23 protein-coding genes and 2 other RNA genes are annotated in these 22,862 nt (G+C 66.8%); 19 read left to right on the top strand and 6 right to left on the bottom strand.

Annotation, left to right across the window (positions count from 1 at the left end; genetic code table 11):
- The first annotated feature begins 29 nt into the window (after positions 1-29).
- The 8 genes from VH567_RS01925 to VH567_RS01890 all read left to right on the top strand — a co-directional run bounded on the left by VH567_RS01925 (position 30) and on the right by VH567_RS01890 (position 5,570).
- Positions 30-1,061: a cysteine desulfurase family protein gene (locus VH567_RS01925; protein WP_423322696.1), complete on the top strand. Its 1,032-nt coding sequence runs from the start codon at positions 30-32 to the stop codon at positions 1,059-1,061.
- Positions 1,058-2,143: a cysteine desulfurase family protein gene (locus tag VH567_RS01920; protein WP_423322694.1), complete on the top strand. Its 1,086-nt coding sequence runs from the start codon at positions 1,058-1,060 to the stop codon at positions 2,141-2,143. The genes VH567_RS01925 and VH567_RS01920 overlap by 4 nt, the downstream gene beginning before the upstream one ends.
- Positions 2,140-2,445 carry a 2Fe-2S iron-sulfur cluster-binding protein gene (locus tag VH567_RS01915; RefSeq protein WP_423322692.1) on the top strand — a complete coding sequence of 102 codons (306 nt, stop codon included), beginning with the start codon at positions 2,140-2,142 and terminating at the stop codon, positions 2,443-2,445. Before VH567_RS01920 ends, VH567_RS01915 begins: the two co-directional genes overlap by 4 nt.
- Positions 2,446-2,557: 112 nt before the next feature.
- On the top strand, positions 2,558-2,863 hold the full coding sequence (locus VH567_RS01910; RefSeq protein ID WP_423322690.1) for a hypothetical protein: 306 nt from the start codon (positions 2,558-2,560) through the stop codon (positions 2,861-2,863).
- An 82-nt stretch (positions 2,864-2,945) separates the two neighbouring features.
- Positions 2,946-3,185 carry a hypothetical protein gene (locus VH567_RS01905; protein WP_423322688.1) on the top strand — a complete coding sequence of 80 codons (240 nt, stop codon included), beginning with the start codon at positions 2,946-2,948 and terminating at the stop codon, positions 3,183-3,185.
- Between the two features lie 83 nt (positions 3,186-3,268).
- Positions 3,269-3,364: signal recognition particle sRNA small type (gene ffs, locus VH567_RS01900), an RNA gene on the top strand.
- A 191-nt stretch (positions 3,365-3,555) separates the two neighbouring features.
- Complete coding sequence (locus VH567_RS01895) at positions 3,556-5,250, top strand: DNA polymerase III subunit gamma/tau (protein WP_423322686.1); 1,695 nt, start codon at positions 3,556-3,558, stop codon at positions 5,248-5,250.
- The gene (locus tag VH567_RS01890) at positions 5,247-5,570 is read left to right on the top strand and encodes a YbaB/EbfC family nucleoid-associated protein (protein WP_093399186.1); all 324 of its coding nucleotides are present in this window, start codon (positions 5,247-5,249) and stop codon (positions 5,568-5,570) included. The genes VH567_RS01895 and VH567_RS01890 overlap by 4 nt, the downstream gene beginning before the upstream one ends.
- Positions 5,571-5,893: 323 nt before the next feature.
- Here the strand turns inward: VH567_RS01890 and mtgA are convergent, their stop codons facing one another.
- Genes mtgA through VH567_RS01870 form a run of 4 tightly spaced genes read right to left on the bottom strand, consistent with a single transcriptional unit; the run spans position 5,894 to position 9,758 of the window.
- The gene (gene mtgA, locus VH567_RS01885) at positions 5,894-6,568 is read right to left on the bottom strand and encodes a monofunctional biosynthetic peptidoglycan transglycosylase (RefSeq protein ID WP_423322684.1); all 675 of its coding nucleotides are present in this window, start codon (positions 6,566-6,568) and stop codon (positions 5,894-5,896) included.
- 9 nt (positions 6,569-6,577) lie between these two features.
- Complete coding sequence (locus tag VH567_RS01880) at positions 6,578-7,849, bottom strand: flavin monoamine oxidase family protein (protein WP_423322682.1); 1,272 nt, start codon at positions 7,847-7,849, stop codon at positions 6,578-6,580.
- Position 7,850: 1 nt separating this feature from the next.
- Positions 7,851-8,753: an RNA polymerase sigma factor RpoH gene (gene rpoH / locus VH567_RS01875; protein WP_056048373.1), complete on the bottom strand. Its 903-nt coding sequence runs from the start codon at positions 8,751-8,753 to the stop codon at positions 7,851-7,853.
- Between the two features lie 57 nt (positions 8,754-8,810).
- Positions 8,811-9,758 (bottom strand): RluA family pseudouridine synthase, encoded by a 948-nt coding sequence (locus VH567_RS01870; protein ID WP_423322680.1) that lies wholly within the window; start codon positions 9,756-9,758, stop codon positions 8,811-8,813.
- A gap of 17 nt (positions 9,759-9,775) precedes the next feature.
- Here VH567_RS01870 and VH567_RS01865 point away from each other — a divergent pair, with 17 nt between their 5' ends.
- From VH567_RS01865 to VH567_RS01815, 11 genes are all read left to right on the top strand, one after another.
- Positions 9,776-10,219: a M67 family metallopeptidase gene (locus tag VH567_RS01865; protein WP_423322678.1), complete on the top strand. Its 444-nt coding sequence runs from the start codon at positions 9,776-9,778 to the stop codon at positions 10,217-10,219.
- 179 nt (positions 10,220-10,398) lie between these two features.
- Complete coding sequence (locus tag VH567_RS01860) at positions 10,399-11,043, top strand: histidine phosphotransferase family protein (RefSeq protein ID WP_423322676.1); 645 nt, start codon at positions 10,399-10,401, stop codon at positions 11,041-11,043.
- Positions 11,044-11,144: 101 nt separating this feature from the next.
- Positions 11,145-13,433 (top strand): chemotaxis protein CheA, encoded by a 2,289-nt coding sequence (locus VH567_RS01855; RefSeq protein ID WP_423322674.1) that lies wholly within the window; start codon positions 11,145-11,147, stop codon positions 13,431-13,433.
- Entirely contained in the window at positions 13,430-13,858 is a 429-nt protein-coding gene (locus VH567_RS01850; protein ID WP_423322672.1) for a chemotaxis protein CheW, read from the top strand. Before VH567_RS01855 ends, VH567_RS01850 begins: the two co-directional genes overlap by 4 nt.
- 76 nt (positions 13,859-13,934) lie before the next feature.
- A complete protein-coding gene (locus VH567_RS01845; RefSeq protein WP_423322670.1) occupies positions 13,935-14,300 on the top strand; it encodes a response regulator in 366 nt (121 codons plus the stop codon).
- A 61-nt stretch (positions 14,301-14,361) separates the two neighbouring features.
- Positions 14,362-15,465, top strand: a complete 1,104-nt coding sequence (gene cheB / locus VH567_RS01840; protein WP_423323678.1) for a chemotaxis-specific protein-glutamate methyltransferase CheB — start codon at positions 14,362-14,364, stop codon at positions 15,463-15,465.
- Positions 15,462-16,328 (top strand): CheR family methyltransferase, encoded by an 867-nt coding sequence (locus VH567_RS01835; RefSeq protein ID WP_423322668.1) that lies wholly within the window; start codon positions 15,462-15,464, stop codon positions 16,326-16,328. Before cheB ends, VH567_RS01835 begins: the two co-directional genes overlap by 4 nt.
- A 41-nt stretch (positions 16,329-16,369) precedes the next feature.
- Positions 16,370-17,299: a DMT family transporter gene (locus VH567_RS01830; RefSeq protein ID WP_423322666.1), complete on the top strand. Its 930-nt coding sequence runs from the start codon at positions 16,370-16,372 to the stop codon at positions 17,297-17,299.
- A 53-nt stretch (positions 17,300-17,352) separates the two neighbouring features.
- On the top strand, positions 17,353-17,985 hold the full coding sequence (locus tag VH567_RS01825) for an N-acetylmuramoyl-L-alanine amidase (RefSeq protein ID WP_423323676.1): 633 nt from the start codon (positions 17,353-17,355) through the stop codon (positions 17,983-17,985).
- Positions 17,986-18,072: 87 nt separating this feature from the next.
- Positions 18,073-18,457, top strand: an RNA gene (rnpB, locus tag VH567_RS01820) — RNase P RNA component class A.
- A gap of 48 nt (positions 18,458-18,505) precedes the next feature.
- Positions 18,506-20,503: a hypothetical protein gene (locus VH567_RS01815; RefSeq protein WP_423322664.1), complete on the top strand. Its 1,998-nt coding sequence runs from the start codon at positions 18,506-18,508 to the stop codon at positions 20,501-20,503.
- A 75-nt stretch (positions 20,504-20,578) separates the two neighbouring features.
- On the opposite strand, the gene VH567_RS01810 is transcribed toward VH567_RS01815, so the two are convergent.
- Together VH567_RS01810 and VH567_RS01805 are read right to left on the bottom strand one after the other, a co-directional pair.
- Complete coding sequence (locus VH567_RS01810) at positions 20,579-21,217, bottom strand: carbonic anhydrase (protein WP_423322662.1); 639 nt, start codon at positions 21,215-21,217, stop codon at positions 20,579-20,581.
- The gene (locus VH567_RS01805) at positions 21,214-22,794 is read right to left on the bottom strand and encodes a SulP family inorganic anion transporter (protein WP_423322660.1); all 1,581 of its coding nucleotides are present in this window, start codon (positions 22,792-22,794) and stop codon (positions 21,214-21,216) included. The genes VH567_RS01810 and VH567_RS01805 overlap by 4 nt, the downstream gene beginning before the upstream one ends.
- Between the last annotated feature and the right edge of the window lie 68 nt (positions 22,795-22,862).

Genomic DNA, 22,862 nt, shown 5'->3' with positions numbered 1-22,862 from the left:
TTATATAGGCTGAACGCCCCTTTCCGCAATTGGAACCGACCCTGCCTGCTCACGGACCCCGCATCTACCTCGATCACGCCGCCACCACGCCGATGCGCCCCGAGGCAACCGCGGCGGTGATCGAGGGCATGGCGCGCTGGGCAAACCCGTCCTCGCCGCATGCTGAGGGACGAGCGGCGCGGGCGGCGCTGGAGGATGCGCGGAAGCGGATCGCCAAGGCGCTGGACTGGCCGCATCACGTAATCCTGACGAGCGGCGCGAGCGAGTCCGCAGCGCTGGCGTTGCGCGGTAGGCTAGGTATCGGCGTGGCAGCGATCGAACACGATGCGGTTCTCAGAGCGGCGAAACAGCCGGTAATGCTGGAGGTCGACGGACGGGGTATCGTAGCGAACGGGGAGGGCTCTCAGACGATCGCGCTGCAGTCCGCGAACAGCGAAACCGGCGTACTCCAGGATCGCCCCACCGGTCTTTGGATCGCCGACTGCTCGCAGACCGCCGGCAAGCTTCCGCTCCCCGATGCGGACCTGATCATCGTTTCCGCGCACAAGCTCGGCGGCCCTCCCGGTATTGGCGCGCTCCTAGTCCGCGATCTCGGCCTGCTCGACCCGACCGGTGGGCAGGAGCGCGGCTATCGCGGCGGTACCGAGAACCTCCCCGGCGCGCTCGGGTTCGCCGCGGCGCTGGAGGCTCCCAACGATTGGTTCGCGGATATGGCCGATCATCGTGCCAAACTCGACGAAGCAATACTCGCGGCCGGTGGCGAGATCGTTGGGCACCATTCTCCGCGCATCCCGACGATCGCTTCCTACCGCATGCCGGGCGTCAGTTCCGCGGCCCAGTTGATCCGCCTCGACATGGCCGGGTTTGCAGTCTCGGCGGGCAGCGCGTGTTCGTCGGGCAGCATGCGGCCTAGCCACGTCCTTGCGGCAATGGGCTTTTCCCCCGAAGTCGCTGCCGAAGTCGTCCGCGTTAGCTTCGGCTGGACCACGACGGCCGAAGACGTCGCGAAGTTCGCGGAAGCCTGGACGCGCATTGCCACCGACATAAGGCGAGCGGCATGACGTACTTAGATTATCAGGCGACCACCCCGCTCGCGCCCGAAGCGCTCGCCGCGATGCTCCCCTGGCTCGAATCGCAGCACGCCAATCCGCATTCCTCGCACCGCGAAGGCCGCCGTGCCAAGGCCGCCGTCGAAGTCGCGCGCGACCAGGTCGCCGCTTTGCTTCCCCCCGGCGGCCGGGTCGCCTTCACCAGCGGCGCGACCGAGGCGCTCAACTGGGCAATCAAGGGCACGAGCGGTCCGATCGTCACGCTCGCCACCGAACACGCCGCCGTCCTCGATACGGTAGCTGCAGAAGCGGCAGGGGGGCGCCAAGTATCGATCCTCCCGGTCGGCCCCGACGGTCTGGTCGACCTCGACGCAGCCCGCGCTGCGATCCGCCCCGGCACCGGGCTCGTCGCGGCGATGCTCGTGAACAACGAGATCGGTGTCATCCAGCCGATCGCCGCCCTTACTGAGATCGCGCACGAAGCCGGCGCGCTGATCCTCTGCGATATGGTGCAAGGCTATGGCCGGGTGCCAATCCCTGACACCGTCGATCTCGTCGCGATCTCCGCGCACAAGATCCACGGACCCAAAGGCATTGGCGCACTCTGGATCCGCGACGGCGTCGACCTTGCGCCGCTGATGCACGGCGGCGGCCAGGAAGCCCCCGGCCGCTCCGGCACGCTATCGCCCGCCCTCTGCGCAGGCTTCGGCGTCGCCGCGCAACTCATGGCCGATCGCAAGGATCGGGACGCCGCGCATATCGATCGCCTATGGTCGCTGGCGCTCGATCGCCTCGGCCCCGGCTGGACGATCAATGGTTCGACCGAACAGCGTTATCACGGCAACCTCAACATCCGCCGCGACGGTCTCGACGTTAACCGGCTGCTGTCCGACCTGCGCGACATCGCGTTCTCCGCCGGCTCGGCCTGCGCGAGCGGCTCCGGTCGCTCCAGTCACGTCCTCCGCTCGATCGGCTTCACCGAAGCGCAGGCACGCGCCAGCATCCGCCTCGGCTTCGGCCGCTACACCACCGAAACCGAACTCGCCGACGCCATCGATACGATCGTCGCCGCAGCCGAGGCACAATGGCCATGATCGTCCGCTTCATCGCCCGCGACGGCACCGCCACGCTGGCCGCCGCGACGCCCGGCGACCGCCTGCTCGACGCAGCGCAGGCGCATGACCAACCGCTCGAAGGCACCTGCGAAGGCCAGCTCTCCTGTGCGACCTGCCACGTCATCGTCGATCCCGCCGACTTCGCCCGCCTGCTGCCGGCGGCCGAGGACGAGGAGGACATGCTCGACCTTGCACACAATGCGACGCGCACCAGTCGTCTTGCCTGTCAAATACGCCTTACCGAGGCTCTCGACGGACTGACCGTCCGCATCCCGAATTAAACGTCAGCAAAGCTTACAGGAAGACAACGGCCGGTTCAGGGAACGTCCACCGCTCGAAGCGGATTATCCCCTCATCGCCCCAATGTACGGGGTCTTGAGAGGAGTACCGAACATGAAGATCGTCGCAATGTTCGCCGCTGGTGCCCTGGCCGCGGGAACGCTGTTTGCCGCGGTGCCGGCCGATGCCCAGCGCCATGGTTGGGATGGCCATCGCGGCAATGGCGGCTGGCACGGCAATCGTGGCTGGAACGGCCCGCGCCATGGCTATCGCGGAGACCGCGGTTACCGTGGGTATCGCGGTGGCTATCGCGGCGGCGGCTACGGCTATCGTGGCCCGCGCGGCTATGGCCGGTCGCGCGTCGTGTGCCGGATCGAGCGCGGCTATTATGGCCCGGTTCGTCGCTGTTTCCGCCGCTGATACGGAACCGTAACGACCGCCTTTAGTTAGGTAACATAGGTTGCAGGGTCCAGCAGGGCCCGCACCCAGCAGGAGAAGTCCCATGAAGTTGTTCACCCTCGCCGCTGCCGGTCTCGTCGCGCTCACCGGCCTCGCGCCTGTCGGCATTGCCGCAGAAGCCTCCGCACAGCGCACCGTCGTCCATGAGCGCACCGTCGTGCGTCACAACGACAACCGTCCGGGTTACCGTCGTCACGCCGTGCGTACGCGCCAGGTCTGCCGCAACGTCTATCGCAACCATCACCGCCAGCGCGTCTGCCGCACGGTCCGCGTCAACCGCTAAGCCCGGGCGCTAAGTCCGGGCGCTAAGTCCGAGCCCGCGTCTAAAGCGGCTTGATCATCCCGCCCGACCCCGCCATATGCGTCGCGGGAGTCGGGCGGACGTGGTCGTCGCCAACTTGGTCAGATCCGGAAGGAAGCAGCCACAACGACTAAGCCACGGGTCGTCCCGGCTCCCACCGCGAATGTTTGCAAGCAAACGTGAGCGCGGCCAGCGGTGCAAAGCACCGTCTGACGATGCGGCTTAGCCGCAGCGCACTTTCCAACTAAAAAGCAGATATTACCCCGAACCCCGGACCCCCGCGTCGGCGAGGGAACAGAAAGGGTTCGCTAGCCCTTCGACACCGCCCCCCAAACCGCCTATATCGACCGCAATGTCAGATTCATTCGACCTGGGCGAACCCCCGCAGCCGGCCAAAGCGGCGGACGTCGCCTACCGCGTGCTCGCACGGAAATACCGTCCGCAGACCTTCTCCGAGCTGATCGGGCAGGATGCGATGGTTCAGACGCTTGGCAACGCGATCAAGCGCGATCGGCTCGCGCACGCGTTCCTGATGACCGGCGTCCGCGGCGTGGGAAAAACCTCGACCGCACGCCTTATCGCCAAGGCTCTCAACTGCATCGGTCCTGACGGTGACGGCGGCCCGACGATCGACCCCTGCGGCGTCTGCGAACCCTGCCGCGCGATCGCCGAGGGCCGCCATATCGACGTGATCGAGATGGACGCTGCCAGCCACACCGGCGTCGACGACGTCCGCGAGATCATCGACGCGTCGCGCTATTCGGCGGTCACCGCGCGCTTCAAGATCTACATCATCGACGAAGTCCACATGCTGTCGAAGAACGCGTTTAACGCGCTGCTGAAGACGCTGGAGGAGCCGCCTCCCCATGTGAAATTCCTGTTCGCGACGACGGAGGTGAACAAGGTCCCGGTGACGGTCCTCTCGCGTTGCCAACGCTTCGACCTGCGCCGCATCTCCGCCGAACAGCTTGCCAAGCATTTCGCCTGGGTGTCGGAGCAAGAGGGCGTGGGCGCCGATCTCGAGGCGCTGATGCTGATCGCGCGCGCGGCGGAAGGTTCCGCGCGAGACGGCCTGTCGATCCTCGACCAGGCGATCGCGCATGCCGGGCTCGAAGGCGGCGGCGTGACCGCGGACGCGGTGCGCCAGATGCTTGGCCTGTCCGACCGCGGTGCGGTGCGCGACCTGTTAACGCTGATCCTCGCTGGCGACGGGGCAGGGGCGCTCGCCTCGATGCGCCGCCAATATGATTACGGCGTCGACCCGCTGTCGGTGCTGCGCTCGCTGCTCGAAACCGTCCACGGCATCACGCTGACGAAGGTCGGCACGCCTCCGGATGCCGCACAGCCGATGGAGGAACGCGCGGCGCGAGAGGAATGGGCGGCATCGCTCGGCTATCCCGCGCTGCACCGTCTGTGGCAGCTGTTCCTCAAGGGCCATGACGAGGTCGCCAAGGCGGCGTTGCCGATCGAGGCGGCAGAGATGGCGCTGTTGCGCGCGATCTACGCCTCGACGCTGCCCGATCCCGGCGAGTTGGCGCGTCAGATTGCCAGCGGCGCGGCGCCCGCGGCGGCACCGACCTCACCGCCGCCGCCACCTGCGCGCCCGTCTGGCGAAGCGCCGCCCTGGAACGCGGGATCCGCTGCGAAGGCGCCCGAACCCGTGGCGACCGGTCCGATCCTGCCGCCGACGTTCGAGGCGCTGGTCGATCTGCTCGACGAATCGGGCGGCCTCGCGATCGCTGCGCGCCTTCGTCACGGCGCCCGCGTCGTCAGCTACGCGCCGCCCGAATTCGCGCTCAGCGGCAGTCGCCCGGTCTCCGCCGACACGCTCGCAGAACTCAACACGCTGTTGAAGACGGTGACGCGGACTGCGTGGAAAGTGTCGATCGTCGACGCGCCCGGCGCGCCGACGCTGCGCGAGGCGCAGGACGCCGCCGACGCTGCGGTGCGTCAGGCTATTCTCGAATCCCCCATCATGAAGGCCGCGGTGGCAGCGTTTCCGGACGCCCAGCTAGAATCGTGGCCGGGTCAAAGGAGCAACGCATGAAGAATATCGATGAAATCCTCGCCATGGCGCAGAACGTCCAGAACGAGATGGAAAAGGCGCAGGCCAATCTCGACACGATTGAGGTCGAGGGTGCGTCCGGTGGCGGCCTAGTCAAGGTGAAGGCCTCTGCGAAGGGCCGCATCATCAACATCGCGATCGACGATTCGCTGATGCAGGTGAGCGAGAAGCAGATGCTCGAGGACCTGCTGACGGCGGCGTTCAACGACGCGCGGGCGAAGGCCGATGCGGTCTCGGGCAGCGAAATGTCGAAGATGACCAGCGGGTTGCAGTTGCCCCCGGGCTTCAAGCTGCCGTTCTGAGGCGAAGCGCGCACGCCGTCGCAAGACGGCGAGACGCGCAAGCCCGGCCGGCATGGCCCGCCATGACCGACGCGGGCTTTGCCCGCGGCGCTGGTGGTCGGTAGCCGCTCGACTTTCCTTGCACGTCACGCGAGCGACCCAACCGTCATCCCAGCGAAAGCTGGGATCTTCCTCGACGACGCGCACCCTTCGCCACGGGGATACCCCAGCTTTCGCTGGGGTGACGGTGTCTGGGTGGGTTCGTGAGCAGAACGGAAGCTCGTGGTGAGTTCAGCTGCCTCTCACTCCGTCACCCCGGAATTGGTCCAAGGTGATGGAGCGGGTCAGGATCGCAAACACCCATCCAACCCATCGTTCCGCACGGTCGAAACCCGCCGCGACAGCGTATTCCCGTGGCGCCGCACGAACCCGTGCGGATCGATTGCCGCGCGCTTCTTCGGCAACGGCAGCACCGCCGCGATCCGCCCCGCCTCGGTCGGCGACAGCCGCGACGCGTCGTGGTTGAAATACCGGATCGCCCCGGCGTTCGCGCCGTACGTCCCGATCCCGGTCTCGGCGATGTTGAGATAGACATCCATGATCCGGCGCTTCGGCCACATCGCCTCGATCAGCACGGTAAAATACGCCTCGAACGCTTTCCGCACATAACCGCCGCCCTGGAACAGGAACGCGTTCTTCGCGGTCTGCTGGCTGATTGTCGAGCCGCCGCGGATCCGCCCGCCCTGCGCATTGCGCGCCGCCGCCCCCGCCATCGCCTTGAAATCGAAGCCGTGGTGCGAACAGAACCGCGAATCCTCGCCGGCGATCGCGGCGCGCGCCATGTCCGGGTCCATCTCGGATAGCGGCATCCAGTCCTTGGTCACGCCGTGGCCGGCAATGACGTCGCCCATCATCGTCCAGGTGAACGGCACCGGCACGAAGCGGTATATGCCGACCCAGGCGACGGTGATCAGGACGAACCCAAAGATGATCTTGGCGAAAATGCGGAAGAAGCCCATCGGCGCTCCTTATGCGATCGTAGCAGGCTCGCCAATCACCGCGCGCGCGGCCGCAACGCCGGTCTCATACGCCCCGTGTGCGGTGGAGAAGTCGAACGGGTGGCACGCCTCGCCGGCGAAGTGGATCCGGCCGTCGACGGAGGCGGCGAGGACGGCACGCTGTCCGGCCCTGCCAATCCGCGCGTGACTGTAGCTGCCGCCGATATAGGGTTCGTGCCGCCAGCGGGTTGCAGCGAGTGGGGTGAAGCGCTTGCGCCAATCGCTGCCGAGCAGGCTGACAAGTTCGTCGATCGCGAACTGCGAGGCGTCGCGGTCCTCCAGCATTTCCGCGCAGTCGCCGCCGAAAAAGCTTTCGACGATCGGCCAGCCGAACGGCGACAGGCGGTGGCTCGCGGTACAGGCGCTGTAGGGGTTGCCGATCAGGTGCGCGTTGGTCGGCCATTCGGGCCGGTCGACGTGGAGGAATACCTTGTCTGCGAGCCCGAGCGGGAGGTCGGCGGAGGCGGCGTGCTTGTCGGGAAGCGGAGGGTCGAAGACGATCTGCGACTTGGCGAGGACGGTGGTGGGGACGCAGACGATGACGTGGGCTGCCTCGATCGTGCCGGTTGAGGTGTCTAGTTTGATGCGATGGCCGCTGTGGTCGATGCGCGTCACCGGGGTCGAAAGGCGGATGTTCAGGCCGGCGGCGTGGCTCGCGACTAGCGTGCCGTAGCCTTCCTTCACCGTCCAATTATCGTCGGTCGAGGCTTCCTCATACGCTGCCCAGTCGTGGAGCGAGACCTCGCTGAGGTTCGCACCATTTGCGTAGCCGGAGATCGCGTCGATCTTCGGGCGCCATTTGTCATGCGGCTCGATGAAGTCGGAGAGCGGGCGGTCGGAGCCGTCCAGTGCGGCGAGCGCGCGCGCGTTCCAGGCTTGGTAGGCGGTGGCGGAGGACTCTTGGTCTTCAGGCGAGAAGCCGAGGTCGCGCCACTGAGTGCGCCAGTTTGCGTCGGAGCGGTCGACGGTGAAGCCGCTAGCCTCTGCTATCGACGTCCAAGGATTGCGCTGGGCGGAGTGCAGCCAGCCGCAACCGGCGTCTACGTGTTCCCCCGCGAAGGCGGGGGTCCAGTCTGGGCCCCCGCCTTCGCGGGGGAACATGGAGGCTAGCGGAAGGCTCTTGGCTCTTCCGCCCAACCGGTCGCTCGCCTCGACGAGCAACACGTCATGCCCCGCGTCATGCAGCGTCCTAGCCGCTGCAATACCGGCCGCACCGCCGCCGATGACGACGGTGCGCGCCACGTTATGCCGCCAGCAGGCGCTTCTCGCCGGCGATCCGCATCATCGCCTTTTGCAGCTTCTCGAACGCGCGCACCTCGATCTGCCGCACGCGCTCGCGCGATACGCCGTAGACCTGCGACAATTCCTCAAGCGTCTTAGGATCGTCCGTCAGGCGACGCTCCGTCAGGATATGCTGCTCACGCTCGTTGAGGTCGTCCATCGCCGAAACCAGCATCGAATGGCGAACGTCCGCCTCCTGCGCATCGGCGACGATCTTGTCCTGCAACGGCGCGTCGTCCTGCAGCCAATCCTGCCACTGACCTTCGCCATCCTCGCGCATCGGCACGTTGAGCGACGTATCGCCGCCCATCGCCATGCGACGGTTCATGCTGACGACGTCGGTTTCGGCCACACCGAGATCTGTCGCAATTTTGGTAACGTGTTCGGGGCGCAGATCGCCGTCCTCGAACGCATCGAGACGGCTCTTCATGCGTCGCAGATTGAAGAACAGCTTCTTCTGCGCGGCGGTGGTGCCCATCTTCACGAGGCTCCACGAGCGCAGGATATATTCCTGGATCGACGCGCGGATCCACCACATCGCATAGGTCGCGAGACGGAAGCCACGCTCGGGCTCGAACTTCTTCACGCCCTGCATGAGGCCGATGTTGCCCTCGGAGATCAGCTCAGACGTCGGCAGGCCATAGCCGCGATAGCCCATCGCGATCTTCGCCACGAGGCGGAGATGCGAGGTTACCAGCTGCGCAGCCGCCTCGGTGTCGCCATGCTCCTGGAAGCGCTTGGCAAGCATGTATTCCTGCTCGGGTTTGAGCAGCGGGAATTTCTTGATCTCGGCGAGATAGCGATTGAGACCCGCCTCGCTGCCGAGCGCAGGAATCGTCGCTGGAACGTTGGAGCGGGCTGCCATTGTCGTAATCCCTTTCTGCTGAGCCTCGGTGCCGCACTGCGGCATGGGCTCGATTATCTATACGTGAAGCTGGGTGAACAGTTCCTGCATGTCTGCGGGCATTTCGCTTTCGAACGCCAAAGCGATGCTTTTCACCGGATGGATGAACCCCAGATGCGCCGCGTGCAAGGCCTGCCGGCGGAAACCGAGCGTTTCGAGCAGCGACTTTTGAGCTTGCTTTGTTCTACCATAGACCGGGTCGCCCAACAAGGCGTGACCGATCGACGCCATGTGCACGCGCACCTGATGCGTGCGGCCGGTCTCGAGCCGGCACTCGATCAGGGCTGCATCGCGCAGTGTTGTTATGGTCGAGAAATGGGTCACCGCGCGCTTGCCGCCTTCGACGATCGCGATCTTCTTGCGGTTCTGCGGACTTCGCGCGAGCGGCGCGTTGACGGTGCCGCTTGGCGGGCGCGGGATACCACCGACGATCGCCTTGTAGCGGCGGTCGATGCTGTGGTCGTGGAACTGCTTCGCTAGGCCTTCGTGCGCGCGGTCGGTCTTGGCGGCGATCATCAGGCCCGACGTGTCCTTGTCGATGCGGTGGACGATCCCCGGCCGCGCGACGCCGCCGATCCCGGACAGATTGCCGGCGCAGTGGTGGAGCAGCGCGTTGACCAATGTCCCGTCGAAATTGCCCGCGGCGGGGTGGACGACTAGGCCGGCGGGCTTGTCGATCACGATCAGGTCGTCGTCTTCGTAGGCGACGACGAGCGGGATATCCTGCGCTTCGTTGTGCAGCGGCGTCGGCGGCGGGATCGCGACCGCGAACACTTGGCCCGCGGCGGCCTTCTTCGCGGAATCGCGCCATTCGCGGCCGTTGAGCGTCACCTGGCCCGCGGCGATCAGCCCCTTGAGCCGTTCGCGCGACATGTCCGGCAGCACTTCGGCGAGCGCACGGTCGAGCCTCCAGCCATCCGTGGCCGGCGTGATCGATGCTTCGACGATGGAAACCCCCCGGTCCATGTCGTAGCGATGTGGCGATGAGCGTGATGATTTCAAGCGAAGTGCTGGAGCAATTATTGGCGGCGGCGGATGCTTCGCCGGATGCGGAGATTTGTGGGCTGTTGTTTGGTGCTGCGGGGCGGATCGCGGCGGCGGAGGTATGCGTGAACGTTGCGGCGAACCCGGCGCGGACGTTCGAGATCGATCCGACGGCGTTGTTTGCGGCGCATCGGCGGGCTCGGGCGGGGGGGCTGGCGGTGGTCGGGCATTATCATTCGCATCCATCGGGCTTGCCGGTTCCGTCTGCTAGAGATGCGGCGCAGGCTATGGGGGATGGGGCCGTGTGGGTGATCCTCGGTGGCGGCGTGGCGCGGGCTTGGCGATCGGTGGTAGTGGGGGCCTTCGTCGAAGAGGTAATCGAGCGTATCGCAGAAACCTCCACCCCGGCGAAGGCCGGGGCCCAATTGGGAAGGTCTGAGTAACGGAGCGCAGCGTTTAGTTGGCGATGTCCCCCGATTGGGCCCCGGCCTTCGCCGGGGTGGAGCATGCCGGGGTGGAGTCTGTCGTAGTGGTCTGTATCCCGCTCCCAATGTCGATCCCAACCACCCTTGCGCCGCCGCCGCACCACCGCCACAAGACCTTCCAGAATTAGGGGATTTTCATGACGGTCAGCCCGGTCGATTTCGCGAGCCTGCTGTGTTCGCGCCTGTGTCACGACCTGCTGTCGCCGGTGGGGGCGCTTAACAACGGGCTGGAGCTGCTCGCCGACGAGACCGATCCGGCGATGCGCGAGCGGGTGATGCAGTTGCTCGCCGACAGTGCGCGGGCGTCTGCCAGCAAGTTGAAATTCTTCCGGCTCGCGTTCGGGGCGGCGGGTGGCTTTGGCGAGCTGGTCGATACGCACGAGGCGCGAGGCGCGATCGAGGGGCTGGTCGCGGAGAACAAGCGGATCAATTTCGTCTGGGCGGTCGAGGCGTCGGCGATGCCCAAGTCGGCGGTCAAGGTGCTGCTCAACCTCGTGCTGGTCGCGACCGAATCGCTGGTGCGCGGCGGGACGATGGAGGTCGGCGGCGAGGAGAATGACGGGCAGCTCGAGATCGTCGTGAAGATCGAGGGCGCGCGGATCGTGCTCGACCCCGAGATCCGCCGCACGCTGGTCGAAGGCGAGGGCGCGCATACCGTCACGCCGCGCGCCGCCGCCGCGTACCTGATCAACACCGTCGTGGCGGAGGCCGGCGGCACGGTGATCGTGTCCGAACCGGCCGAGGGGATCATGATCTTCGGTGCGGTGTTCAACGCGCGGTAGGGCGAAAGTTCCATCTTCCCCTGGCGGGGGAGGATTGAGAAGACGAGCTAACGCCCCCTTAACCTCCACCATGCATGACAGGGCTCGAACGCGGGGCTCGCATGGACGATCTGTTACAGGAATTCATTGCCGAGACGCGCGAAACGCTGGAGGCGATCTCCGGCGAGATCGTCGCGTGGGAAGCTGCACCGGCAGATAGCGGGCGCCTCGATGCGATCTTTCGCTTCGTCCATACCGTCAAGGGCAGCTGCGGCTTCCTCGACCTGCCGCGGCTTGCCCGGCTGAGCCATGCGGCGGAGGACGTGCTCGCCGCGGTCCGCGACGGCAAGCGCACCCCCGATACCGCGCTCGTCAACGCGGTTCTCGGCATCGTCGACCGGATCGGCGAGATCGTCGAGGCGATCGACAGCGGCTCGCCGCTCGACGATTCGGGCGAGGACCTGCTGATCGCCGCGCTCGCGCCCGACGCGCAGCCTCGCGCACAGGCGCCGGCCACTCCGCACGGTCGCGCCGCCAGCCGCAGCGTACGCCTGAACGTCGACCTGCTCGATCACATGATGAGCGGCATGTCCGAGATGGTGCTCGCGCGCAACGAACTGGCCCGGCGGTTGCGCGACTGCGACGTCGATCCGAAGGTCGAGGCGGCGCTCGAACGCCTGTCGCTGACCGTCGCCGACATGCGCGATACCGTCACGCGGACGCGCATGCAGAAGGTCGACGCGCTGTTCTCGGCGCTGCCGCGGATGGTGCGCGATACCAGTGCCGAACTCGGCAAGAGCGTCGATCTTGTGATCGAGGGTGCCGATGTCGAGCTGGACCGCGAGATGATCGAGCTGATGCGCGATCCGCTGGTCCATATCATCCGCAATTCGATCGATCACGGCATCGAGGGGCCGGCAGAGCGCCGCGCGCTCGGCAAGCCGGTGAGCGGACGACTGGTCGTGTCCGCGCGCCAGTCGGGCAACCAGATCCTGATCGAGGTCGCCGACGACGGCAAGGGCATCGACGTCGCGCGGATCGTCGTCAAGGCGGCGGAAAAGGGGCTCCATAGCATCACCGAGCTCGCGGCGATGAGCGAGGCGGCCAAGCTCGACCTGATCTTTGCCGCCGGGCTGTCGAGCCGCGATGCGGTGACCGCGATTTCCGGGCGCGGCGTCGGCATGGACGTGGTGCGCGCCAATATCGAGCAGATCGGCGGGCGCGTCGTGCTGACCAACGAGCCGGGTCGGGGCCTGCGGATCGTCATCCACGTGCCGCTGACGCTGTCGATCCTGTCGACGATCATCGTCGGCGTCGGCACGCAGCGGTTTGCGTTGCCGCGCCAGGCGATCGAGGAGATCGTGATGGTGCGCGGCGATGCCGTGCGGATCGACACGATCGGCGACGCGGCCGCCGTCACGGTGCGCGGACGGCGGATGCCGCTGGTATCGCTCGGCAAATTGTTCGCGCTGAACGACGACGCGCCGCCGACGCTGGTGATCGTGTCGACGCGCGAGGGCGATTACGCGCTCGGCGTCGATACCGTGCTCGATACCGAGGAGCTGGTGGTGAAACCCGCATCGCCCGCGGTGATGGCGACCGGCGTCTATGCGGGCAAGACCTTGCCCGACAACGGCCTGCCGATGCTGTTGCTCGACGCGTCGGGGATCGCCGCGGTGGCTGGACTGCGGTTTACCCCGGTCGTCGCCGCCGATACCGCCGCCGAGGAGGCGGTCGTGCCGGGCGTGCCCGCGCTCCTGTTCGACGACCTGGATGGCCAGCGCCGCGCGATCGCGCTCGCGGTGATCGACCGGGTCGAGCCGGTGCCGACGCACGCGATCCGCTGGACCGCGGGCGCGATGCGGCTGTCGATCGGCGACGCGATCATTCCGCTGTACGCGGTCGGCGATCTCGGCGACCGGAGCGAGGTCGCGGTGTTGCGGCTGACCGATGGCGACAGCGAGATGGCCTATGCGATCGCCGACGCGATCGAGATCGTCACGTTGCCGGCGGAGATCGCCCCCGCGCGCGGCAACGGCCCGATTGCCGGCGTCGTACTGATCGCGGGCGAGCAGATCGAACTGGTCGATCCGCATGCGCTGTTCGCGGGCGAGCCGGTGACGATCGCCTCGCCGCCGGTCTGCCTGTTGCAGGTCGACGGATCGGGCTGGATGGAAACGTTCCTGAAGCCGGCGCTGGAGGCATCCGGCTATCGCTGCGTGACCGCGCTGGCGGACGGCGAGACCGCGGCGATCGCGCTGGCGATGGAGGATGCGCCGCTCCGCGAGACGCTCGCGCCCGTGGTGACGCTGCGCCGGTTCCGCGCGAAGGACGGCGACGATGACGGCAGCATCTATCGGTACGATCGGCCCGCGCTGATCGCCGCGATCGCGGCACGGAGGGCGGTATGACCGACTTGTTCCTGGTCGCGCACATCGCGGGGCGCGGCGTGGCGATCGCTGCCGCGCAGGTCGATTCGGTGGTCGATATCGGCGACATCGTCGCGGTGCCGCGTGCCGATGCGTTCGTTCGCGGGCTCGCCGCACTGCGCAGCCGCGTGGTGACGGTGATCGACACCGGCACCGCGCTCGGCCTGGCGCCGACCCCGGACACCGTCCGGCGTGCGGTGATCACCGTCGTCGAGGGGCATCATTATGCGATCCTGGTCGATTCGGTCGAGGACGTCGCGCCGTTCGCGCGCCTGCCGCTGTCGTCGGGGCTTGCCCTGCAGGGCGGCTGGGCGGCGGCGGGAACCGGCATCGTCGAACGTGATGGCGAGCCGTTGCTGGTCCTCGATCTCGCCGCCGTGATCCCCGCGAGCGCCCTCGCTGCCTGATATTTCCGTCGCTTAACCCGGTGCTTACGCTTTCCTGCGTAGACCGGACCCACGATTTACCCCCGGAAGGCTTTCCATGAAGACCTGTCTTGTCGTCGACGATTCGAAGGTGATCCGCAAGGTCGCGCGTCACATCCTGGAGACGCTGGACTTTACCGTCACCGAGGCCTGCGACGGTCGCGAGGCGCTGGCCGCGTGCATGGCGTCGATCCCCGACGTGATCCTGCTCGACTGGAATATGCCGGTGATGAGCGGGATGGATTTCCTGCGTGCGCTGCGCGAGGCCGACGTGCCGCGCCGGCCCAAGGTCGTGTTCTGCACGACCGAGAACGGCATGGCCTATATCCGCGCGGCGATCGAGGCGGGGGCCGACGAATACGTCATGAAGCCGTTCGACCGCGACACGCTCGAATCGAAGCTCCAGATCGTCGGCATGGCCTGATCCGGGCGGCATCGTGACGGCGGGCCCTCTCCCTTCTGCGCGGCATGCGGACCGCGATGCGATCGACACCGCGCGGGTCCTGATCGTCGACGATTCGGTGGTCGCCCGGGCGGTGATCGCGCGGATGATCGATGCGAGCGACCGGTTCTCGGTGGTCGGTGCGGTCGGCACGGCGGCGGCGGCGCTGGAATTCCTCGGCCGCGCCTCGGTCGATTTCATCCTGCTCGACATCCAGATGCCCGGCGTCGACGGGCTGACCGCGCTGCCAGGACTGATCGCGGCGGGGCAGGGGGCGAAGGTGCTGATCGTGTCGTCCAGCGCGGACGACGGCGGCGCGGCGACCATCCAGGCGCTTGCGCTCGGTGCGGTCGAAACCCTGGTCAAGCCCTCGGCGAGTGCCCTGTCGGGGCGGTTCGGCGCGGCCTTGGTCGCCAAGCTCGAACGGCTATGCGATAATTCGCGGCGGCTGCCTCCGGTGACGATGGTCCGCGCAGGTTCCTCGACGAGCCTGACGATGCCATCGTCTGTGCCGCTGTCGCCGATTCCGGTGTCGGCGATCGTACCGGCCGGGCGTCGATCGACCAGCGACGACTATGACATCGTCGCGATCGGGGCGTCGACCGGCGGCATCCACGCGCTCAGCCAGATGTTTCGTGAACTGCCGCCCGGCTTTCGCCTGCCGATCGTCATCACCCAGCATCTGCCGGCGTCGTTCATGCCCTATTTCGCGGCGCAGATCGCCCTGCTGGCGGGGCGGCCGTGCGAGGTTGCGGTCGATCGCCTGCGGATCCGTCCCGGCCGGATCGTCGTCGCGCCGGGCGATGCGCATCTGAAATGCGTTGCGCTGGGCGATGGCGAGGCAGCGTTCCGGCTGACGCACGAAGCCGTCGGCAGCGGCTGCATGCCGTCGGTCGATCCGATGCTCGCGTCGCTGGCGAGCGTCTACGGCGCGCGGATGCTCGCGATCGTGCTCAGCGGCATGGGACGTGACGGCGCGGAGGGGGCGCGGCGCGTTCACGAGGCGGGCGGCATCGTCGTTGCGCAGGATCAGGAATCGTCGGTGGTGTGGGGTATGCCGGGAGCGGTCGTGTCGTCGGGCGTTGCGGATGCGGTGTTGCCGCCCGACGCGATCGGTCGCTTCGTCGCCGCGCGGCGCCGACCATGACGGGCTCGGCCCCGTTGCCCGCCGCGTCGACGATCGCGTCGCAGACCGCGATCAACGTACTCACCGCGCTGCTCGAGGCACGCACCGGGCAGCAGATCGCCGCCTACCGGTCCTGGCGGCTCGATACCGCGCTGAAACCGCTGCTGCGCGATCGGAAGCTCGACACGCTCGACCAGCTCGTGACGCAGTTGCTCGAAGGCAGCGACCGGCTGATCGGGGACCGGATCGTCGACGCGCTGGTCAACCAGGAGACCTCGTTCTTTCGCGACGCGCAGGTGTTCGAGATGATCGCCGACGCGGTTGCCGCCGCAGGATCGGAGCGTCGCCGGGTGCGGATCTGGTGTGCCGGATGCTCGACCGGCCAGGAGCCGCTGTCGCTGGCGATGCTGTTCGCCGAGCGGCACGAGGCGACCGGCGCGGCGATGCCCGAGATCGTCGCCTCCGACGTTTCCGATGCCGCGGTCACGCGCGCGCGCGCCGGGCGGTTCTCGCAGTTCGAGATCCAGCGCGGGTTGCCCGTCCGGCGGATGATCCGCTGGTTCGACACGACCGGCAGCGACTGGGTGGCCAAGCCCGAACTGGTCAAGATGGTCGCGTTCCGGCGGATGAACCTGGTATCCGACCAGCCACCGCCGGGGCAATTCGACATCGTCCTATGCCGCAACGTCCTGCTATACCTGTCGACCGAGACCAAGAGCCTCGTATTCCCCAATATCGCGTCGGCGATGCGGCCGGGCGGGGTGTTGGTGATGGGCGCGGGCGAGACGGTGATCGGCCAGACCCGATTGTTCGAGCCGAGCAAGCGCTTCCGCGGCTGCTACGAAACGCCGGGCGAACCGGGGCGGAGCAAGACCGCGGCCTGAGCGCGGTTTACTTCCGCGGCGCGTGACGGCAAGCGACGTCGGTGCCGACCATCCCCACCACCGGCGACGTTCATCGCTTCGGCCTGCGCGATTTCGCGGTCGTGATCGTCATGAACGTCCTCTGGGGCCTCAACATCATCGCGGTGAAGATGGCAGTGACGCAGATCGCGCCGATGACCGCGGGCTTCCTGCGCCAGGCCATCGTGTTCCTGGTCTGCGCAAGCTGGTTGCGGCTGGTGCCGGGGCGGACCGGCACGCTGGCGCTGCTTGGGACTCTGTCGGGCGGGGTGTTCTATCTAATCATCAACCTGTCGCTGGCGGTGTCGAGCAACATCGGCGCGCTGGCGATCGCGGGACAGCTCGGCGTGCCGTTCTCGCTGCTGCTTGCGATCCTGGTATTCCGCGAGAAGATCCACTGGCCGCGGATGCTCGGGATCGGCCTGTCGATCCTCGGCGTGGTGTTGCTCGTCTTCGATCCCGCCGCCGCGCGCGAAGGCGTCGGGCTGTCGCTGACCGCGCTGGCCAGCTTCATCTGGGCGATCACGTCGCTGATCCAGCGTCGGCTGGTCGGCGTGCCGGTGCTGACGATCTACGCGTGGGTCGGGCTGATGGGCAGCATCGTCATGGCTGTGGTCGCCGGGATTGCCGAGCCCGCGGCGATGCGTGGCATCCCGGACCTGCCGCTCAGGACGATCGGCTGGGTCGCGTTCTCGGCGATCGGCTCGACCGTGATCGGCCAAGGCTCGATGTCGTGGCTGCTCCAGCGTCATTCGGTCAGCGTCGTCACGCCGATGACGCTCGCCGCACCGATCATCTCGGTCTTTGCCGCAGCCTATTACTTCGGCAACCCGTTGACGCTATTGATGCTGGCAGGCGGCGGCGTCGCGATGCTGGGCGTCGCGATCGTCACCATCCGCACCGCACGTGTCGGTGTGAGAGTGGCAGAACGGCTCGAAGGGAAGCTGGCTTGAAATTCATCGAGACACCGTCACCCAATTTCGACGACCGGACGCTGCCCGTCACGATGCTCGTGCTGCATTATACCGGCATGAAGGACGGCCCGTCGGCGATCGCCCGGCTGCGCGATCCCGCGGCGAAGGTCTCGTCGCATTATCTGGTCGAGGAGGACGGCACCGTCCTGCGCATGGTCGCCGAGGACAAGCGCGCGTGGCACGCGGGCCGCTCGCACTGGCGCGGGATCGAGGACATCAACTCGGCGAGCATCGGCATCGAGATCGTCAATCCGGGTCACGAGTTCGGCTATCGCCCGTTCCCGCCCGAACAGATCGCCTCGGTCGTGGCGCTGGTCGCCGAGATCAAGGATCGCCACGAGATCACGCGTGGCAACATCGTCGGCCATTCGGACATCGCGCCGACGCGCAAGCGCGATCCGGGCGAGCTGTTCCCGTGGCACGAACTGGCGCGGCGCCGGCTGGCGTTGCCGCGGCCTACGAAGAACCTGATGGATCCGGGCTGGACCGAAGGCGGCTTCTGCCTCGCGCTGGAACGCTTCGGCTACGACGTTGAGAACCGGATGGCGGCGACGATGGCGTTCCAGCGGCGGTTTCGGCCGGAGTTGGTGGATGGCGAGGTCGATGCGGAGTGTCGCTGCATTCTTCTCGCGTTGCTGCTTCCCAAACCGATGGGCGACGACTGACAATTATCCTCCCCCTTGCGGGCGAGGATTAGCGCACCCGCTAAAAACTGTGGTGCATCGTCCGCACCCACGCTAGGGCTCGCCTCGCCAGAGGGTCGGGCGGCCGCGGGTGTTTTCGGACACGCGAGGAAAGTCCGGGCTCCGCGAAACGACGGTGCCGGGTAACGCCCGGCGAGGGTGACCTCAGGGAAAGTGCCACAGAGAGCAGACGGCCAACCCTCGGCTTCGGTCGGGGCGGTCAGAGTGAAAGGGTGCGGTAAGAGCGCACCGCGCGCCTGGTAACAGGGGCGGCACGGCAAACCCCACCGGGAGCAAGATCGAATAGGGGTGGCACATGGGCTTCGTTTCAGCTCGTCACCCGGGTTGATTGCTTGAGGCGGCGGGCAACCGTCGTCCTAGAGGAATGGTCGCCTAACTTCCGTATCGAAGGATCGGAAATGGACAGAACCCGGCTTACAGACCCTCTGGCATCCTTCCCCGAACCATTGCAGACTGCGACGAAATTACGTCGGGGGAAGTGATGCGTATCAGGGGAATGGCGTCGATAGGCGCGAGCGTTGCAGCGATCGTTGCGGCAGCGGTACCGGGCGGCGCGCAGACGCCGGCGACCAGCGTTCAGCAGGATTTCGACGCCGCCGCCGCGCTGGACGCAAAGGGCGATCGCGCCGCGTCGCTGATCGCGTGGGACCGGCTGGAGGCGCGTACCAAGCCGGGATCGCGTAGTCGCGGCATCGTCCTGGTCCGCAAGGCACCAACGCTGTTCGCGCTGGATCGCGCGGACGACGCCGTGAAGGCGGCGCGAGCGGGATTGGCGCTGCTGCCGGAAAGCGATCCCAGCCTCGCGGAGGATCGGACGAAGGCGTATCTCGTCATCGGTCGCGTCGCCACCGATACGCTCGATTATGCGGGCGCCGTGTCCGCGCTGCAAAAGGCGGAAGCCAGTGCGATCAACACGGGGGACAAGCTCGGCGCGATGCTGGCGCTGGCCTCGGCGCAGATCTTCGTCGATCCGGCGGCGGCGGAAGCAACGCTGGGACGCAGCGACGCGCTGATCGCGACGATCAAGCTGGACGCCGCGATCAAGGCGCATTTCGCCCGGCAGCGCACGATCCTGCGGCTCAACACCGGCGATTTCAAAGGTGCGCGCGCGAGTGCGTTGCAGGCGATCAGGCTGCTTGGCGGGCTCGAAACGCAGAAGATGGATACCGCCGACGTCTCCGCCCGCTCGGATGCGGCGATCGCGTACCTGCTTGGCGGCGATGCCGACGAAGCGCGGCGCTACATGGCCTATACGGGGGCCGGCCGGATGGCGAAGGGATCGTTCGATCCCGCCGGCGAGATGCGGGCGCCGGACTGCGGCGGCGAGGCCGGGCTGAAGCCACAGGATGTCGCGGTCGTCGATTTCAGCATCGCGCCCGACGGCACCGTCGCGCAGGTGACGCCGATCTATGCCGCCGGCGGTGGCAGGGTTGCGCTCGAGTTCGCGCGCGCAGTCAAGGACTGGTCATGGCCGATCGACCGGGTCGAGGCGATCCCGGTATTCTTCCGCTATCACGCCCGCGTCGAGATGCGCTGTTCGACCGCGTTCGAACGTCCGTCGATCGGCGACGGGCTGGATGGCGCGCTGGAGCAGTGGCTGACGACCAAGGGCGTTGCGATCCCGCCGGAGCCGACCGGTCCCCAGGCCGCCGCACTGCCTGGCCAGCGTGCCGCGTTGTCGGCAGCCTTGGCGCAATCCCCGACGGGTCTGCCTACGCTGGCGGCGATCTATCGCCTGACCAACAATCCCGTGGTCGCGCGGGAGGAGCGTGCGGCGTTGTACGCGCAGGCGCTGGCGATCGCGGATGCCAACGCCGTGCCCGCCAGCGCGCGGCTCGCGCTCGACCTGCCAGGGCGGATCAGCGGGGTCGCGGACATCTGGAAGCCGGGCGTGTACGAACGCATCCTGACGCCGATGACGGTCGAGCCGGTCTATGCGAACGATCCTCAGGCCCGGGCGGCTATCCGGTTGATGATGGTCGACGGCACCGTCGCGCGCTCGCTGAAATCGGCGAGGAACGACGCGGCGGTGGTGGTGCTTCGACAGGTGGCGGACGACAAGGCGTTGAAGCCCAACGATCCGCTCCGCGTCGGCGCGCTGATCCGCATCGCCTCGATCCAGGAACGCGAAGGGCAGATCGAGGCGGCACGCGCCACGTTCGCGTCGAGCGGCCTCACGGCGAACCAGTGCGCGATCATGGATGCGCCGCCGAAGATGGTCTTTACCCCGGGCTCGGAAGCATTTCCGAGGGAGGCGCAACGCTGGGGGTTCGAGGGCTGGACGCTGGTCCAGTACGACGTCGGGGCGGATGGCAACGTCGTCAATCAACGCGCGTTGCTGAGCTACCCGCCGTTCATCTTCTCGGAGGCGGGGACCAAGTTCTTCACGATGGCGAAGTTCGACAAGACGTATCGGCCCGACGGCAGCCTTGGTTGCGGGGCTACGACGCGGCGGATCAAGTTCATGCTGCCGGGGTAGTAATATCACGCCGTCCCTTACGTCCTTGTTCTCCCGCGAACTCGGGGGAACAAGGACGCAGGCTGAGCCCTGGCGTTACACCAGCACCTTGTCCGGTCGTCCGACCTCTTCGAGGACCGTGTTACCGTCGATCTCCATCATCGGTTTGATCAGCCCGTCGCGGATATCGTAGACCCAGCCGTGGAGCAGCACTTCCTGCCCACGCGCGAACGCGCCCTGGATCGTCGCGGTGCGGGCGAGGCGGATCAGCTGGTCGCGGACGTTGACCTCGACCAGGCGGTTGACCTTCTGCTCGCGATCGGGCTGCGCGTCGATCTCGTCGGCGTGATCGTGCAGCACGCCGCGCGCGGTCGCCAGCCAGTCGTCGACCGGACCGGTGGTGCCACCGTCGAGCGTCGCACGTATCCCGCCGCACGCATAATGGCCGCAGATGATGATGTGCCGAACGCCGAGCACGTCGACCGCATATTGCAGCACCGACATCAGGTTCATGTCGTCGTCGTTGACGAGGTTGGCGATGTTGCGGTGGATGAACATGTTGCCCGGCGGCGTCATCGTCATTTGTTCCGGACTGACGCGGCTGTCCGAACAGCCGATCCACAGGAATTCCGGGTTCTGGCCGACCAGTTGGCGCTGGAAGAAGTCGGCGCTCTCCTCGATGATCTCGGCCGACCACGCCTTGTTGGCGAGCAGGAGCTGCTTGTACTGCCTCATGCGAAACGTACCTCGGTCTGGGGGGCGTTGATCAGCTTTACCGTGCGCAACGCGAGATCGCCGCGGATCAGCACGGTGATGCCGCGATACTCGGCGCCCTTGATGAACGCGTTGATGATGTCGACGTTGTCGAGATCGACATAGCTGGTCGACGACAGGTCGATCAGCAGGTTCGCGTTGTCCGGCACGCGGTCGAGCGATTTCTGCAACTCGTATTTATGGATGAAATACAGGTTGCGGCGCGCGCGGACGAGGCAATCCTCGTCATCGCAGGCAAAGGTGATGGCGGTTCGGAAGTTGCGCGCGATCACGAACACGAAGCCGACCACCATGCCGATCATGATGCCTTCGAGCAGGTCGGTGAACAGGATCGCGCCGACCGTGACGACGAACGGGATGAACTGGGTCCAGCCCTGCTTGTAGCGTTCGGTGAAGAGCTTGGGCTTGGTCAGCTTGTACCCCGTAGCGATCAGCACCGCGGCGAGCGCCGACAGCGGGATCAGGTTCAACACCGCGGGGATCAGCGCGACGCTGACCAGCAGCCAGAAGCCGTGGAGCATCGTCGACAGCTTGCTCTCGGCCTTCGCGTCGACGTTGGCGGACGAGCGGACGATCACCGAGGTGACGGGCAGGCCACCGATCAGGCCGGACAGGATGTTACCGCCGCCCTGCGCCATCAGCTCCCAGTTCTTGTCGGTCGAACGGCGGCGCGGATCGATCTCGTCGACCGCCTTGACGCTCAGCAGCGATTCCAGGCTGGCGACGATCGCGAGCGTAACGGCGCTGCTCCAGACGATGCCCATCGTGATCCCGGAAAAGTCGGGAAAGGTGAACAGCGACGGGAATTGCGACAGCGTCTGCGTGATCGGCACCTGCACGAGGTGCGTCGCCTGGAGCTGCCAGTCGGGCTTCACCGCGCCGAGCAGCATGTTGCCGAAGATGCCGATCAGCACGACCACCAGCGGGCCGGGGACGAAGCGCAGCGGGCCGTTCTTAGGTTTGGCGCCATCCCACCAGAACAGGAAGGCGAGGCTGACCGAGGCGATGAGGATCGCCCCCGGCGTCACCGCGGCGCTGAGGCTGTCGAAAATGCGCGAGAAGGTGTTGATGCCGTTCGCGGTGGTGAATTCGAAGATGCCTTCGGCCTCCCGATCGAAGCCGACGGCGTGCGGGATCTGCTTGAGGATCAGGATCAGGCCGATCGCGGCGAGCATCCCGGTGATGACCGATGAGGGCACGAACTCGCTGAGGATACCGGCGCGGGTCAGCGAGAAGCAGATCTGGAGCACGCCGGCGAGCACCACGGCCATCAGGAACATCTGGTAGCTCGGCATGCTTTCGATCGCGGTGAGCACGATCACCGTCAGGCCGGCGGCGGGGCCGCTGACCGACAGCGGCGACTTCGAGAACAGGCCGACCGCGATACCGCCGACGATCCCCGAGATGACGCCCGCGAACAGCGGCGCACCCGACGCCAGCGCGACGCCGAGACACAGCGGCAGCGCGACCAGCGCGACAACGACGGAGGCGGGAAGATCCGCGCGCCATGTGGTAAGCTTTGGAATGAGAGTCGGCACCAGGGCTCCTGTCGCTAAGGTGTCGGCTGGGAATACGTCCGAACCGGACGCGTCTATCCATGCCACAT

This window comes from Sphingomonas sp. 4RDLI-65, assembly GCF_049472435.1.
GTDB lineage: Bacteria > Pseudomonadota > Alphaproteobacteria > Sphingomonadales > Sphingomonadaceae > Sphingomonas.
Note: the sequence above shows the minus strand (reverse complement) of the source record. Positions and strands in the feature narration are given on the sequence as shown.